Here is a 15,284-nt window from a genome sequence, read left to right on the forward strand (position 1 = left end):
CAGTAAGTTTACACAAACGGACTTGTAAAAACCTGCGGAGGTGGGGTCTATGGCCAACAAACGTGGCAATGCCGGGCAGCCTCTGCCCTTGTCGGATCGAGACGACGACCACATGCAGGGGCACTGGCTGCTGGCCCGGCTGGGCAAGCGGGTGCTGCGTCCCGGCGGCGTCGAACTCACCCGGACACTGCTGGCCCGCGCCGAGGTGACCGACGCCGACGTGCTCGAGCTGGCACCGGGCCTGGGCCGCACCGCAGCCGAAATCTTGGCCCGCAACCCGCGGTCGTACGTGGGGGCGGAGAGCGATCCCAACGCGGCCAACCTGGTCCGACACGTTCTCGCCGGCCGCGGCGACGTCCGGGTCACCGACGCGGCCGATACCGGATTATCCGACGCCAGCGCCGATGTCGTCATCGGCGAGGCGATGCTGACCATGCAAGGCAACGCGGCTAAACACACGATCGTCGCCGAGGCGGCGCGGGTGCTGAGGCCGGGTGGCCGCTACGCGATTCACGAACTAGCGCTGGTGCCGGACGACGTCGCAGAGCAGGTCCGCACCGACCTGCGGCAGTCGCTGGCCCGCGCGCTCAAGGTCAATGCGCGTCCGCTGACCGTTGCGGAATGGTCGCACCTCTTAGCGGGCCATGGACTGGTCGTCGAACACGTTGTCACCGCTTCCATGGCGTTGTTACAACCGCGACGGGTGATCGCTGATGAAGGCCTCCTGGGTGCGCTGCGGTTCGCCGGAAACCTGCTCATCCATCGTGCCGCGCGTCGGCGAGTCCTGTTGATGCGCCACACATTCCGCAGGCATCGTGAACGCTTGACAGCCGTCGCCATTGTCGCGCACAAACCGCACGTCGATTCGTGATCCATTGAGGACCTAAGCCCGTTGGGCTAGTGACAAACGCCTCCTGAGCAAAACCCTCCTCCCCCGTTACCGTCGTGCGGTAGGGACAAGCCACATCGGCCGAGCGGGCGATCAGCCAACGACAGGAGGACCGCGATGTCATCGGGCAATTCATCTCTGGGAATTATCGTCGGGATCGACGATTCACCGGCCGCACAGGTTGCGGTGCGGTGGGCAGCTCGGGATGCGGAGTTGCGAAAAATCCCTCTGACGCTCGTGCACGCGGTGTCGCCGGAAGTAGCCACCTGGCTGGAGGTGCCACTGCCGCCGGGCGTGCTGCGATGGCAGCAGGATCACGGGCGCCGCCTGATCGACGACGCACTCAAGGTGGTTGAACAGGCTTCGCTGCGCGCTGGTCCCCCCACGGTCCACAGTGAAATCGTTCCGGCGGCAGCCGTTCCCACATTGGTCGACATGTCCAAAGACGCAGTGCTGATGGTCGTGGGTTGTCTCGGAAGTGGGCGGTGGCCGGGCCGGCTGCTCGGTTCGGTCAGTTCCGGCCTGCTCCGCCACGCGCACTGTCCGGTCGTGATCATCCACGACGAAGATTCGGTGATGCCGCATCCCCAGCAAGCGCCGGTGCTAGTTGGCGTTGACGGCTCGTCGGCCTCCGAGCTGGCGACCGCAATCGCATTCGACGAAGCGTCGCGGCGAAACGTGGACCTGGTGGCGCTGCACGCATGGAGCGACGTTGATGTGTCGGAGTGGCCCGGAATCGATTGGCCGGCAACTCAGTCGATGGCCGAGCAGGTGCTGGCCGAGCGGTTGGCGGGTTGGCAGGAGCGGTATCCCAACGTAGCCATAACCCGCGTGGTGGTGCGCGATCAGCCGGCCCGCCAGCTCGTCCAACGCTCCGAGGAAGCCCAGCTGGTCGTGGTCGGCAGCCGGGGCCGCGGCGGCTACGCCGGAATGCTGGTGGGGTCGGTAGGCGAAACCGTTGCTCAGCTGGCGCGGACGCCGGTCATCGTGGCACGCGAGTCGCTGACTTAGGTTCAGCGGCGAACGACAAGCACCGAACACTCGGCGTGACGGAACACCGGATGTCCGGATGGCCCGACCAGCCGCGCTAGCTGACCGGCCTCACCACCGCCGATCACTGCCAGCTGTACGCGCTCGTCGTGGTCGGCCAGGAACCGGGCAATACCCGTGTGAGTGGTGATCGGGTAGACGCGCACATCGGGATGACGGTGGTGCCAATCCTGCACGCGACGTTCGAATTCGCCGTCCGGAATCTCCCGGAGCTCCTCCGGTCGCCCGCCGAGTGCCAGTATGGGCGCTTGCCGCAACTTCGCTTCCCGGGCAGCGTATTCCAGCACGGCCTCGTTATCCGGTGCGTCGGTCATGCGCACCACGATCCAGTTGATGTCGGACGCTGGCTGGTCCACTTTTGAGCGCATGACGGCGACCGGGCAATGCGCCTTTTCGGCCAGCTCGGTTGCCGTCGAACCCAAGATCGAGCTGGCGTAGCGCCCGATTCCCACGGAGCCGACACAGATCATCTCGGCGCCGCGCGATGCCTCCACAAGCACCGGGCCGGCTGGCCCGCGGGGGATGTCGGTTTCGATCTTGACGAGCTTGCCCGCGGCCTCAACAGCGGACTGCGCTTCCCGAAGCGATCTTTCAGCATGCGCAAGGTCGCGGTCGTAGTCGTCCGGGGACGGATGTGTCGGCTTGATCACTGAGACCAGTCGCAGCGGCACCGCTCGGCTGATGGCCTCGTCAACCCCCCACAATGCGGCCGTAATCGCCGCGTGCGAACCATCGATACCAACAATGATTGGTTTCATCGTCGGCTCTCCTCTCCCAGACATTTCCCGATGCTCGATCACCCCGCATCGGAAAACCTGTCCGCATCTTGGGGACTCGTGGTAAAGGTCGGTTCCGGCTGGGCCAACCGGTAGACGTCAATCAGCCGCGCGACATCGCTGGGAGTGACGATGCCGACCACCGCGCTCCCTTCGGTGACCAGCGCACGGCTGCGCGGGCCGAGCGGTGCCATCCGCTCTAGGAGCGCGGTCAGCGGCTCTTGTGGTCGGGCGGTCGGCAAGCTGTGCAGCGGCAGCGCAATGTCACCTACGCTGGTAGTGCTGCGCCGGCTGGGCGCAACATCGCGCAGCTGGCGCAATGCCACCAGGCCCGTGATCGATCCGTCCCGATCGGCAACCGGATATGCCGAGTGCCGTTCACCAAGCACGTAACGCTGGATGAAATCCTCGACATTGATCCATCCGGGAGCCGTATGCGGTTGGGCGGTCATCGCATCGGCCACACGCACCCCGGCAAACAGCTGCTGGGTCGAAATCCGGGTCTCCTCCTCGCGAGCGGCAGCGAAGATAAACCAGCCAATGAAGGCTAACCAGACCCCACCGACGAGGCCACCAGCCACAAACTCGGCCAATCCCAACGCGATCAAGACCAGCGCAACCACCCGTCCGGCCCGCGCCGCACCGATCCCGGCGCGCACACTATCGCCGTGGCGGCGCCACAGATAGGCCCGGACCAACCGCCCACCGTCCAACGGCGCGCCAGGCAGCAGATTGAACAGCCCCAGCAGCAGGTTGACAGTAGCCAACCACCAAGCAACGCTGATCACGATGGCCGGGGTCCGCACGCCGGCGAGCGTGATGGCCAACGCACCGAATGTCGCCGACAGCGCCAGGCTGGTAGCCGGACCCGCGAACGCGATCCGGAAAGCGGCTTTGGGCGTCTTTGCCTCGCCGCCAAGCGCGGTCACCCCGCCGAACAGCCACAACGTCACGCTCTCAACGGATACCCCGGCGCGACGAGCGACGACGGCGTGCGCGAGCTCATGAGCCAACAGCGACGCCAGCAACATGACCGCGCCACCTGCGCCGAGAAGCCAATAGACCACGGCCGGGTAGCCTCCGACGGTACCCGGCAACATGGTCGCCAGACTCCAGGTGAACAACCACAGGATCACCAACACGCTCCAGTGGACGTTCACCGCAAACCCGGCGATCCGCCCAAGCGGGATCGCATCACGCATTGGGTACCTCCGATGCTGGCGGATAAAGCCTTTCGTGCCGGCGGATGATCCGAGGTCGCTAGCTGGCGAGGGCCATGGGCGAGCAGATTGCCTTGACGAACTGCACAATGGCGTGCTCGGGCAGGTGTCGGGCGATGTCGGCTTCGGTGACGATTCCGACCAAGCGGTGCTCTGAGATGACCGGAACACGGCGGACCTGATGTTCTTCCATGACGTTGAGCATCTCCTGGATGCTTGCGTTCGCATCGACGTAGTAGATGCTGTCCCGGGCCAACTCGCCAGCCGTGGCGGTATTCGGGTCTAGGCCCGCAGCCAGGCCTTTGATCACAATGTCGCGGTCGGTGAGCATGCCGTGCAGCCGGTCGTCGTCCCCGCAGATCGGCAACGCGCCGATGTCGTGCTCACGCATGTATTGAGCGGCAGCGGTTAGCGTCTCGTGTTCGCCAACACAGGTCACACCTGCGTTCATGATGTCGCGTGCGGTGGTCATCGGGATCCTCCTCGCGTCGGGGTGCTATTGCTGATCTGCTGCCGAAGGTACGACCACGCCGTAGCGAACACTAGGGTCGTTTGACCCGTGGGCCGCGGGTCGATGGACCCGTACTGGCGCGCGTTGAGGCAGCTGGCTTGCCTGGCTTGTCCTCGCCGTAGGCCACCTCAAAGTCGAAGGCTGTCAATTGATTTCACCAGCCGGATATAGCGCTATGGGCGGCCGCAGGACCGATAGTGATGCCGATCGGCCCCGATCGGGTAAGCGTCCCGCAGCGTGGTGGGTTTAGGGGTTGTTGCGGAGTGGCTCCGATGAGGTAGGGGCCGTCGGCGAGATCGTCGGTGTGTACCGCCAAGCACGCACCGAAGGAGATCCCGCCGATGGCCTTGCCACAGTCTGCCCTGTCCGAGTTGCTCGACGCGTTCCGCACTGGTGATGGCGTCGACTTGATCCGTGATGCCGTCCGTCTGGTGTTGCAGGAACTCATCGAGCTCGAAGCCACTGAACGGATCGGCGCTGCCCGTTATGAACGCAGCGACACTCGGGTGACCGATCGCAACGGTGCCCGATCGCGGGTGCTGTCCACGCAGGCCGGTGACGTGGAACTGCGAATCCCTAAGCTGCGCAAGGGCTCTTTCTTCCCGGCGATCCTCGAGCCGCGCCGGCGGATCGATCAGGCCTTGTACGCGGTGGTGATGGAGGCCTACGTGCACGGTATCTCTACCCGTGCGGTCGACGACCTGGTCGAGGCGATGGGTGTGGAGACCGGCATCTCCAAATCCGAGGTGTCGCGGATCTGTGCCGGACTCGACGAGATCGTCGGCGCGTTCCGCACCCGCACGCTCGGGCACATCGAGTTCCCCTACGTCTACCTCGACGCCACCTATCTCAACGTGCGCAACGGTACTGGCCAGGTGGTGTCGATGGCCGTCATCGTTGCCAGCGGCATCGCCGCCGACGGGTCACGCGAGATCCTCGGCCTCGACGTCGGCGACAGCGAGGATGAGACCTTCTGGCGCGGGTTCCTGACCTCGCTCAAGGGGCGCGGCCTCGGTGGTGTCCGGCTGGTGATCAGTGACCAGCACGCCGGGCTGGTGAAGGCGTTGAAGCGCTGTTTCCAGGGCGCTGGGCATCAGCGCTGTCGGGTGCACTTCGCGCGCAATCTGCTCGCCCACGTGCCCAAGGACAAGGCCGACATGGTCGCCAGCATGTTTCGAATGATTTTCTCGGCACCCGACGCCGAGGCGGTGCACGCGACCTGGGAGGAGGTCCGTGATCGCCTCGCCGCGTCGTTTCCCAAGATCGGCCCGCTGATGGACGACGCCAGGGCAGAAGTATTGGCGTTCACCGCATTTCCCAAGGCGCACTGGCAAAAGATCTGGTCGACCAATCCATTGGAGCGCATCAATAAGGAGATCAAGCGACGCTCCCGCGTCGTGGGGATCTTCCCGAATCCTGCAGCCGTGATCCGCCTTGTGGGCGCCGTCCTGGCCGACATGCACGACGAATGGCAGGCCAGCGAGCGCCGCTACCTCTCCGAGGCCTCTATGGCGTTGCTCTACCCCGATAGCGATAATGCTGTGGTCGCCGCAATCAGCGGCGGCCAGTAGGCACCGACGAACTCAACGTCGAAGCCCACCACTCCGCGGGACTCTGCCCCGATCGGGGTAACCGGCAATGGAACAACTGACAACCATGAAGGCTCGTTTCGACGGAAGCTGAAGACGCCGACAGGCACCTGAGCCTCGCGACGGGGCCAATCCGTTGGCTTTGCGACCGTGGTCGTAGGTCCTGGCGGAGCCGGGTTGCCACATCCGTCACAAGCTGACACGCCGAACGTGCAACCAGGGCGGCATCGCCTGGGTGTGTCTCCGCCACCAGTGCACATTCGGCGCAGCCAGCCCACGCTCGGCGCGGAGTTAGGCGGAACGGTCGCGCTGTGTCCGTGGCGCGTCCAACAGGCCCGACTGCTCCAGCGCAGCCTGGACAAACCGTCGTACCGGCCGCGACTGGAAGAAGCCAGTGTGACCGCCTGGATACCACACGATTTCGGGTTTGCCCCAGTGCTCCCAGAGGCGAGTCACCTGTTCGCGTGGATGCACGAGTCGGTCGGCAATGCCCGCGTAGATAAAGCGGCCCGGCATGGGCACCAGCGGCGTAAGTGAGAGCGGCGAGATCATTCGGCCGATCGGTTCGGCCATCTTGACGGTGTGGCGGCGGGGGTCTTCGTGCCGAAGACCGCAGTGGCGGCCCAACAACTCGATCAGATCAGCCACTGGGACACCGAGAATCGCGCAGGCGAGACCTTCTTCGAGGCTGGCGACCAATGACGCGATGTAGCCGCCCAGCGAGAGACCGTTCAACCCGATCAGCGACTCCTCCTCCTGCGATCGTATCCAGGACAACAGCCGCCGGATATCCCACACCGCTTGAGCCGTCCCATGCACATCGTCGAGAACATCTTCTCCGGGAAAAACGGCGCCCTTCGGCAGACCTTGCCCGCGGGGACCATGCATCGGAAGAACCGGCATGACAATGTTTAGGCCGAGTTCGTCATGCAGCTTCCAGGCGCGGAACACCGCGAGATCCAACGGGGCCCTGCCCATCTCGGTGCCGTGTACACAAACCAGCCAGGGACGCGGCTCTGGGTGCCGCAGTAACAGGGCGTACTCGCGATTGTTCGCAGTGTATGAGAGCCACCGTTGGCTGCCCGGTTCACCCGGATGCGGCGTAAACCCACTGTCGAAGAAGATGCGATAAAAGGAGCGTCTGCGGTCCTTGACCTTTCGGACCGCGACCTCGGTGAGCGGTGGGGGCTGGGCAAAAAATCCGCTAGGCTTCTCCAGCCATCCGCGATTCCCATAGAACTCCAGTCCAGCGGCCACTTCTTGGCTGATGCGCTCGAACACTCGATGATTGCTGACCGGACGTCGTGCCTTGAGGCCCAGCAGGACGATTTCGTCTCGAAAGGCTTGCGCCGCTAAGGCAATAGTGGGCCGCGCGATCGGCAGTTTATCGGGCTGTTGACCCAGATAGTCGCGCCACGATTGAGCGACGTACAGACCGGTGTGCATGAACGGTCCCATGGCGCCGCTCAAGACCGGTGGACTCAGGCGAAAAGCCGAGCGTTCGTGGGTGCCGTCGCTCACAGAACTTGCCATGGCAGCAAAGCTAACCGCGTGCGGAACGACACGTTAGGGACTTACGTCCCGCCGGAAGTCACCTGTGTGGTGGTGGCCACTGTCGAGACCGGCGGCCCGTTGTGGTGGCCCAAGTGCCCTGAGGTGATCAGGTGCCGCAGCCCGGCCAGCACGCCGTCTGAGTTTCACGGGGCTTGGTCGCGGCCGATGGCGTCCTCGTCGTGGGGTCGATGACCGAGGTGGACGCGGCGCGACCGGGCACATCGACGGTCCCCGGGGCTTTGTGGGCCAGTGAAGTGACGAAAGACCCCAGTGGACACGGACTTCGGCATGTCCACGCAACGACCGAGGCACTCCGGTATTCGGGCTGTTGGCCCCTACGCATGGGCCGGCCGATGTGGTCGGATCGGCAGGTGGGGGGTGCACCAGGAGGCGATGATGAATCTAGCGATATGGCACCCGCGCAAGGTGCAAGCCGCCACCATCTATCAGGTGACCGATCGCTTGCACGACGGGCGCACAGCACGGGTGCCTGGTGACGAGATCACTAGCACCGTGTCCGGCTGGTTGTCGGAGTTGGGCGCCCAAAGCCCGTTGGCCGATGAGCTTGCGCGTGCGGTGCGGATCGGCGACTGGCCCGCTGCGTACGCAATCGGTGAGCACCTGTCCGTTGAGATTGCCGTTGCGGTCTAAGCACCACCTAACGGTGTCGTCCCGAAGGGACGATTGCCGATCCGGTGGATGACTTTGGTCCCTATGCCTTCCCGCTGGACCGCACAACGATCGAAGGTGCCACGACGCATAGAAGACATGGCCATGCCACACCCTGATAGCATTGCAGCAAGCTACATGTACTGCTCTACCAGGATCCTTATGGGCAACAGTGGGTTTGAGTCATGAAACCCGTGGGCACATACCCTTCCGCGTCGTACTGGTCAGTCTCGACAGCGAAGAGATCACCGGTTGATCCACCAAGCATGCATTGGCGGGCATCTGCATAAACGGTGACGTATCAGCACAAAACAGCGGAGAGAACAACATGCGATCAGAACGTCTCCGGTGGCTGGTAGCCGCAGAAGGTCCGTTCGCCTCGGTGTATTTCGACGACTCGCACGACACTCTTGATGCCGTCGAGCGCCGGGAAGCGACGTGGCGCGATGTCCGGAAGCATCTCGAAAGCCGCGACGCGAAGCAGGAGCTCATCGACAGCCTCGAAGAGGCGGTGCGGGATTCTCGACCGGCCGTCGGCCAGCGTGGCCGCGCGCTGATCGCGACCCGCGAGCAAGTACTGGTCAACGAGCATCTGATCGGCCCACCACCGGCTACGGTGATTCGGCTGTCGGATTATCCGTACGTCGTGCCATTGATAGACCTTGAGATGCGGCGACCGACGTATGTATTTGCCGCGGTTGATCACACCGGCGCCGACGTCAAGCTGTATCAGGGGGCCACCATCAGTTCCACGAAAATCGATGGGGTCGGCTACCCGGTGCACAAGCCGGTCACCGCCGGCTGGAACGGCTACGGCGACTTCCAGCACACCACCGAAGAAGCCATCCGAATGAACTGCCGCGCGGTCGCCGACCATCTCACCCGACTGGTAGACGCTGCCGACCCCGAGGTGGTGTTCGTGTCCGGCGAGGTGCGGTCACGCACAGACCTGCTTTCCACATTGCCGCAGCGGGTGGCGGTCCGGGTGTCGCAGCTGCATGCCGGACCGCGCAAAAGCGCCTTAGACGAGGAAGAGATCTGGGACCTGACATCCGCGGAGTTCACCCGGCGGCGGTACGCCGAAATCACCAATGTCGCACAACAATTTGAGGCGGAGATCGGACGCGGATCGGGGCTGGCAGCCCAAGGGTTGGCGGAGGTGTGTGCGGCTCTGCGTGACGGCGACGTCGACACGCTGATCGTCGGAGAGCTAGGCGAGGCCACCGTGGTCACCGGTAAAGCGCGTACTACGGTCGCGCGGGATGCCGACATGTTGTCCGAACTCGGCGAACCGGTAGATCGCGTGGCAAGGGCCGATGAGGCGTTGCCATTCGCCGCGATCGCGGTAGGTGCCGCATTGGTCCGTGACGACAACCGGATCGCGCCACTAGATGGGGTGGGCGCATTGCTGCGTTATGCCGCCACCAACCGACTCGGCAGCCATAGATCCTAGGATGCTGCATCGCGACGATCACATCAATCCGCCGCGGCCCCGCGGGTTGGATGTTCCTTGCGCCCGCCTACGAGCGACAAATCCCCTGCGCGCCTTGGCGCGTTGCGTTCAGGCGGGCAAACCGGGCACCAGTTCAGGGCATCGGTCCGTGCCGCATACGGCGGACTTGCGAATCGAAGCCTGGGCACCGACCCGTGACGGCTGTATCCGGCAGGCGGTGCTGGGTACCGTCGAGAGCTTCCTCGACCTGGAATCCGCGCACGCGGTCCATACCCGGCTGCGCCGGCTGACCGCGGATCACGACGACGATCTACTGGTCGCGGTGCTCGAGGAGGTCATTTATTTGCTGGACACCGTCGGTGAAACGCCTGTCGATCTCAGGCTGCGCGACGTTGACGGGGGTGTCGACGTCACATTCGCAACGACCGATGCGAGTACGCTAGTTCAGGTGGGTGCCGTGCCGAAGGCGGTGTCACTCAACGAACTTCGGTTCTCGCAGGGTCGCCACGGCTGGCGATGTGCGGTAACGCTCGATGTGTGAATTGAGACCTGATTCATGAAAATCGTCGAGGAGACCCCATACCGGTTCCGGATCGAACAAGAGGGCGCGATGCGGGTGCCCGGGATCGTGTTCGCGTCCAGGTCGTTGCTGCCTCGTGACGAAGGCGACATGGCCCTGATGCAAGTGGTCAACGTGGCTACGCTGCCGGGGATTGTCCGGGCCTCGTATGCGATGCCCGATGTGCACTGGGGATATGGTTTCCCAATCGGCGGCGTGGCCGCAACCGACGTCGACAATGATGGAGTCGTTTCCCCAGGCGGTGTCGGCTTCGATATTTCGTGCGGCGTAAGACTCTTGGTCGGCGAAGGGCTGGACCGCGAGGAGCTGCAACCACGGTTGCCGGCGGTCATGGACCGGCTTGATCGCGCGATACCGCGCGGAGTGGGCACGGCGGGTGTGTGGCGACTACCCGACCGGAACACGCTGCAGGAGGTGCTCACCGGTGGTGCCCGGTTTGCGGTGGAACAGGGGCATGGCGTCGCGCTAGACCTCGAGCGGTGCGAAGACGGCGGTGTGATGACAGGAGCGGACGCGGCCAAAATCAGTGACCGGGCCCTCCAACGCGGGCTTGGGCAGATCGGCAGCCTTGGCTCGGGCAACCACTTCCTGGAAGTCCAGGCCGTGGACCGCGTCTACGATCCGGTTGCGGCCGCGCCGATGGGTCTGGCGGAAGGAACCGTCTGCGTGATGATCCACACCGGCTCACGGGGCCTGGGCCATCAGATCTGCACGGATCACGTCCGCCAGATGGAACAAGCCATGGGCCGATACGGAATCGCGGTGCCCGATCGCCAATTGGCTTGTGTGCCGGTGCACTCCCCCGATGGGCAGGCCTATCTCGCCGCGATGGCGGCGGCGGCCAACTACGGACGCGCCAACCGCCAACTGCTGACCGAGGCGACGCGTCGTGTGTTCGCTGATGCAACCGGAACACCTCTGGACCTGCTCTACGACGTGTCGCACAACCTGGCCAAGATCGAGTCGCATCCGATCGACGGTCAGCTGCGCTCGGTGTGCGTGCACCGCAAGGGCGCCACCCGCTCGCTGCCGCCGCACCATCACGAGCTGCCGGCCGAACTGGCAGCGGTCGGCCAACCCGTGCTGATACCCGGGACGATGGGTACGGCGTCATATGTGCTTGCCGGGGTCACCGGCAACCCGGCGTTCTTTTCCACCGCGCATGGTGCTGGGCGGGTACTGAGCCGTCACCAGGCCGCCCGCCACACCAGCGGTGAAGCGATACGCGCCAGCCTCGCAAAACGTGGCATCATCGTCCGCGGTACCTCTCGTAGGGGTATCGCCGAGGAAAAGCCGGAGGCCTACAAAGACGTCGACGAGGTCATCGAAGCCAGCCATCAGAGTGGCCTCGCGCGCAAAGTGGCTCGCCTTGTTCCCTTGGGCTGTGTCAAAGGATGAATCAACGGCGAACATTCCAGCCGTCGCGACCGCCTTCTTCAGTGGTGCAGACCCGTGACCGGCTGATGGGTACTGGCTTCGATATCCGACGACGTCAAAGCGAATAGCTGATTCGCCAAATCCGACAAGGCCCGGGCGATCGCAAGTTCGTCGCCGATCTGGGCCACCGGCTCATCGGCCGGATCGAGTCGCGCCAAACCAACACCCACCATCTGCCTGCCTGCCCAGGACAGCCGCGCCTTCGCCCGGGTGCGCTCGTCGTGTTCCTCAATCAGCACATCAATTTGGCAGGTTTTTCCAACGTGCTCGTTGTCTGTCATCGCGGCCTCCCTGTCGGATTTGCGCTTACGCCCGCCGATCTGCCCCGCTAGCTGAACGCGGTATCTATCCAATCACCACAATCGGTCGTGGAGTAGGCCAGAATTCTTTTCGCCCGAACCCGGGCCCGCCTAGCGCTGACAACCGCTAGATGGCCTTCAGGAGGTCTGCTTTGCCCTTGGTACGGAGTGTGTACAGAGGTGAGCCGCGCAACTGCTCAATGCGAGCTGCCATCTTGTCACCGAGCTCCTCGAGCTCGGCATCGGTGATGTGCACCGGTGTAGGAGCGGGGATCATGTCGCGTTCCTCTACGTCGGCGTGCGCCTCCAACACGGTCCGGAACACGTTCCACTCTTCTTCATACCCGGGCGCGCGCTGCGGAGTGCGCAGCAGCGTCGCGAGCTGATCAACCACCTGACGGTGCTCGGCGTGGGTACCCGTGATTGGTTTGCCGGCCGCGGAAAGGGCAGGATAGTACAGGTCATCCTCGATGCGGAAGTGAATGTCCAGCTCGATGAGCATCTCGTCGAAAAGGACATGGCGCTCTTCGCTATTCACCGGCGCCTCGCCGACTTTGCGGCCCAGTCCTTTAAGCACGGTGTGGTGGCGCTTTAATACGTCGTAGGCATTCACTTCGTTGCTCTATTCCGTATTCGGGATCAACGAGACAACCGTAACCTCGCGCCGCGGCCCATTAATGTGAGGTAGCTGTGAATCAGCACAAAGAAGCCTGTGCGGTAGCGCGACGCTCGGCGTACCGGCACGAGTCCGACGGCCCGCATGTCCATGCGGCCGCCGGCACCAGCGCCGAGGCCCCCGCAGGATACCGGGATCTGCAGCTCCTCGTGCGGAAACAGTTGCCGCAGTTCGGGTTCGGGCAGTTCGGCGAGCGTGATGTTCGCGCCTAACGGCAACAACTATCCGTTGGCGCCCTGGGTGCCGGGCGGGCCCATATTGCCCTGGATGCCGGAGCTGCCACCCGGTGACCCACCCGCGCCGCCGGCGCCCCCGTTGCCGCCCAGCGCGAAATCGCCGCCCTGACCGCCGGTCGCGCCGGTCCCGCCGTTGCCGCCGTTGCCGCCCTGGCCGCCGAGGCCACCTTGCCCACCCGTGCCGCCTGCGCCGGTGCCGCCGGCAGCTCCTGCCCACCCGATCAGCCCGCCGGCTCCGCCGCTGCCGCCGGTGGTCCCGCCGGCGCCGCCGGTACCGCCAGTGCCACCAGCGCCCCCCACGCCGCCTGTACCGCCGCCACCGCCAATTGTCGCTCCCCCGCCGGTGGTGGTACCCGCGCCGCCGGCGCCACCGTTGCCGCCGGCACCACCGATGCCGCCGATGCCACCGGTGCCGCCGACACCGCCGGCACCCCCGCCACCACCAAGCCCGATGAGCGACCCAGCCGCCCCGCCGTTGCCGCCGACACCGCCGCTGCCACCCATGCCGCCGGTACCGCCGACACCGCCGAGGCCCCCCAGACCGCCGGTGCCGCCTTCCGCGGTACCCGCACCGTCGGTGAGACCCTCTCCGCCCGCGCCGCCGACACCGCCCGCGAAGCCGGCGGCGCCACCACCACCGGTGCCGCCCGTCCCGCCGGCCCCACCGGCGCCGCCGTTGCCGATTAACATCCCGCCACGTCCACCGTTTCCACCGGCACCACCGGTGCCGCCGTTACCGCCCGCCGCGCCTAGTGCCCCGTTACCGTCACCGCCGATTCCGCCGTCACCGCCGAAAGCGTCACCTACACCCGTGTTGTGCCCCTGCCCCCCCTTGCCGCCAGCACCACCCACGCCACCGTCGACCCCTCCGGTGGCACCGTCACCCCCCTCACCCCCGGTAGCCACGCCGCCGGCGCTGCCGTCGGTCTCACCTATGCCGCCAGCGCCGCCAGCGCCGCCGGCACCGCCATCGGTACCTGCAGTACCCCCGGCTCCACCCTTACCGCCGGTGCCGTCGTTGCCGTCGAGCGACTCCCCCAGCCCGCCCTGCCCGCCGACGCCGCCAGCCTCGCCGACGCCACCGGCGGGGCCGGGACCCCCGTTCCCGCCAGTTTGATTCCCGTTGCCGCTGTTGTCGGTACCGTTCGCACCGGTGTTGGGGTTCGCAATCGAGCCGGGGTTGACCCCGTTTGTCCCGGCCAGACCGGTGCCACCCTGGCCGCCGGCACCACCGGACCCGAACCAGTTGGCATTACCGCCGTTGCCGCCCGCGCCGGGCATCCCGCCCAGGACACCCGCCACGGCCGGCCCACCCTGTCCGCCGGCACCGCCATCGCCCAACAACATCCCGCCGGCACCGCCATTACCACCGGCCGCCCCGGCCCCACCCAGACCCCCAACACCGCCATTGCCGATCAATAGCGGACCCGCACCGCCGTCACCACCGGGCGCACCGTCCCCACCAACGCCGCCACCGCCCCCGGTGCCGAAGTAGCTGGCCGCCCCTCCGACGCCGCCGGCGGCGCCAAGGCCACCGGCCCCGCCGAATCCACCATTGCCGAACACGCCGCCGACGCCACCGCTCCCGCCCACGCCGCCGGTGGTGCCCACCCCCGCCGCGGCCCCGCCAGCACCGCCGAAGCCCCCGCTGCCGATCAACCCCGTCGCCCCACCGACACCGCCAGTACCGCCGACCAAAGTGGCCCCTGCAGCCCCACCAGCCCCACCGGTCCCGCCATTACCCAGCAACCACCCACCGCGACCACCGACACCCCCGGCAGCACCGGACCCGACCAGCCCGTCCCCACCTTTACCGCCAGTCCCGCCGTTACCGATCAACCCCGCATCCCCGCCAGCACCACCTGGCTGACCCGGCGCACCCGATCCGCCATTCCCGCCGTTGCCAAGCAACAGCCCGCCCGGCCCACCGGGAGCCCCCGTCCCGTCGGCCCCGTTAGCGCCATTGCCGATCAACGGGCGCCCCAACAACGCCTGGGCGGGGGCATTTACCACGCCCAACAAATCCTGCAACGGCGCAGCACTGGTGGCCTCGGCAACTACATATGAGCGCGCGCCGTTCGTAAGGGACTGCACGAACTGGGCGTGAAACGCCGACAGCTGCGCACCAAAAGCCTGATAGCTCTGCGCGTACGACCCGAACAAGGCCGCAACCGCCGCCGAAACCTCATCCGCGGCAGCCGCCACCACCCCCGTGGTCGGCAATGCCGCCGCCGCATTCGCCGCGTTGATCGTCGACCCGATGTTGGCCAGATCCCAAGCCGCCATCGTCAATGCTTCCGGCACCGCAATCACAAATGACATCTGCGACCTCCTGGACCGGACAA

General features: G+C 65.7%; 15 protein-coding genes. 7 read left to right on the forward strand and 8 right to left on the reverse strand.

Features of this window, described 5'->3' with window-relative positions; genetic code table 11:
- Positions 1-49: 49 nt before the first annotated feature.
- Positions 50-871: a class I SAM-dependent methyltransferase gene (locus MCAN_RS14000; RefSeq protein ID WP_003413589.1), complete on the forward strand. Its 822-nt coding sequence runs from the start codon at positions 50-52 to the stop codon at positions 869-871.
- A gap of 135 nt (positions 872-1,006) precedes the next feature.
- Positions 1,007-1,900, forward strand: a complete 894-nt coding sequence (locus MCAN_RS14005; RefSeq protein WP_014001358.1) for a universal stress protein TB31.7 — start codon at positions 1,007-1,009, stop codon at positions 1,898-1,900.
- 2 nt (positions 1,901-1,902) lie between these two features.
- On the opposite strand, the gene MCAN_RS14010 is transcribed toward MCAN_RS14005, so the two are convergent.
- From MCAN_RS14010 to hrp1, 3 genes are read right to left on the reverse strand one after another with little or no spacing between them, the layout of a single operon-like run.
- Positions 1,903-2,697 (reverse strand): universal stress protein, encoded by a 795-nt coding sequence (locus MCAN_RS14010; RefSeq protein WP_041180125.1) that lies wholly within the window; start codon positions 2,695-2,697, stop codon positions 1,903-1,905.
- 38 nt (positions 2,698-2,735) lie between these two features.
- The gene (locus MCAN_RS14015; protein WP_014001360.1) at positions 2,736-3,917 is read right to left on the reverse strand and encodes a site-2 protease family protein; all 1,182 of its coding nucleotides are present in this window, start codon (positions 3,915-3,917) and stop codon (positions 2,736-2,738) included.
- 58 nt (positions 3,918-3,975) lie between these two features.
- Positions 3,976-4,407: a hypoxic response protein Hrp1 gene (gene hrp1, locus MCAN_RS14020; RefSeq protein WP_003413598.1), complete on the reverse strand. Its 432-nt coding sequence runs from the start codon at positions 4,405-4,407 to the stop codon at positions 3,976-3,978.
- Positions 4,408-4,787: 380 nt separating this feature from the next.
- Here hrp1 and MCAN_RS14025 point away from each other — a divergent pair, with 380 nt between their 5' ends.
- The gene (locus tag MCAN_RS14025; protein ID WP_014000877.1) at positions 4,788-6,017 is read left to right on the forward strand and encodes an IS256-like element IS1553 family transposase; all 1,230 of its coding nucleotides are present in this window, start codon (positions 4,788-4,790) and stop codon (positions 6,015-6,017) included.
- Positions 6,018-6,326: 309 nt separating this feature from the next.
- Here MCAN_RS14025 and MCAN_RS14030 read toward each other — a convergent pair whose 3' ends face one another.
- The gene (locus MCAN_RS14030; protein ID WP_014001362.1) at positions 6,327-7,568 is read right to left on the reverse strand and encodes an alpha/beta hydrolase family protein; all 1,242 of its coding nucleotides are present in this window, start codon (positions 7,566-7,568) and stop codon (positions 6,327-6,329) included.
- Between the two features lie 414 nt (positions 7,569-7,982).
- On the opposite strand from MCAN_RS14030, the gene MCAN_RS14035 reads away from it, so the two are divergent.
- The 4 genes from MCAN_RS14035 to rtcB all read left to right on the forward strand — a co-directional run bounded on the left by MCAN_RS14035 (position 7,983) and on the right by rtcB (position 11,689).
- Positions 7,983-8,240, forward strand: a complete 258-nt coding sequence (locus MCAN_RS14035) for a hypothetical protein (RefSeq protein ID WP_085982000.1) — start codon at positions 7,983-7,985, stop codon at positions 8,238-8,240.
- A 346-nt stretch (positions 8,241-8,586) separates the two neighbouring features.
- The gene (locus tag MCAN_RS14040; protein ID WP_014001364.1) at positions 8,587-9,711 is read left to right on the forward strand and encodes an Rv2629 family ribosome hibernation factor; all 1,125 of its coding nucleotides are present in this window, start codon (positions 8,587-8,589) and stop codon (positions 9,709-9,711) included.
- Position 9,712: 1 nt separating this feature from the next.
- On the forward strand, positions 9,713-10,252 hold the full coding sequence (locus tag MCAN_RS14045) for an archease (protein WP_014001365.1): 540 nt from the start codon (positions 9,713-9,715) through the stop codon (positions 10,250-10,252).
- Between the two features lie 15 nt (positions 10,253-10,267).
- Positions 10,268-11,689, forward strand: coding sequence for an RNA-splicing ligase RtcB (rtcB, locus tag MCAN_RS14050; protein ID WP_181518776.1), 1,422 nt, complete (start codon positions 10,268-10,270; stop codon positions 11,687-11,689).
- Positions 11,690-11,727: 38 nt separating this feature from the next.
- Here rtcB and MCAN_RS14055 read toward each other — a convergent pair whose 3' ends face one another.
- From MCAN_RS14055 to MCAN_RS14070, 4 genes are all read right to left on the reverse strand, one after another.
- On the reverse strand, positions 11,728-12,009 hold the full coding sequence (locus tag MCAN_RS14055; RefSeq protein ID WP_014001367.1) for a DUF1876 domain-containing protein: 282 nt from the start codon (positions 12,007-12,009) through the stop codon (positions 11,728-11,730).
- A gap of 145 nt (positions 12,010-12,154) precedes the next feature.
- Complete coding sequence (locus MCAN_RS14060; RefSeq protein WP_003413625.1) at positions 12,155-12,640, reverse strand: non-heme di-iron catalase; 486 nt, start codon at positions 12,638-12,640, stop codon at positions 12,155-12,157.
- Between the two features lie 26 nt (positions 12,641-12,666).
- Positions 12,667-12,921, reverse strand: a complete 255-nt coding sequence (locus MCAN_RS23655) for a hypothetical protein (protein WP_230872209.1) — start codon at positions 12,919-12,921, stop codon at positions 12,667-12,669.
- 3 nt (positions 12,922-12,924) lie between these two features.
- On the reverse strand, positions 12,925-15,261 hold the full coding sequence (locus MCAN_RS14070) for a PE family protein (protein WP_014001368.1): 2,337 nt from the start codon (positions 15,259-15,261) through the stop codon (positions 12,925-12,927).
- Between the last annotated feature and the right edge of the window lie 23 nt (positions 15,262-15,284).

Origin of the sequence: Mycobacterium canetti CIPT 140010059 (genome assembly GCF_000253375.1) — a bacterium.
GTDB lineage: Bacteria > Actinomycetota > Actinomycetes > Mycobacteriales > Mycobacteriaceae > Mycobacterium > Mycobacterium tuberculosis.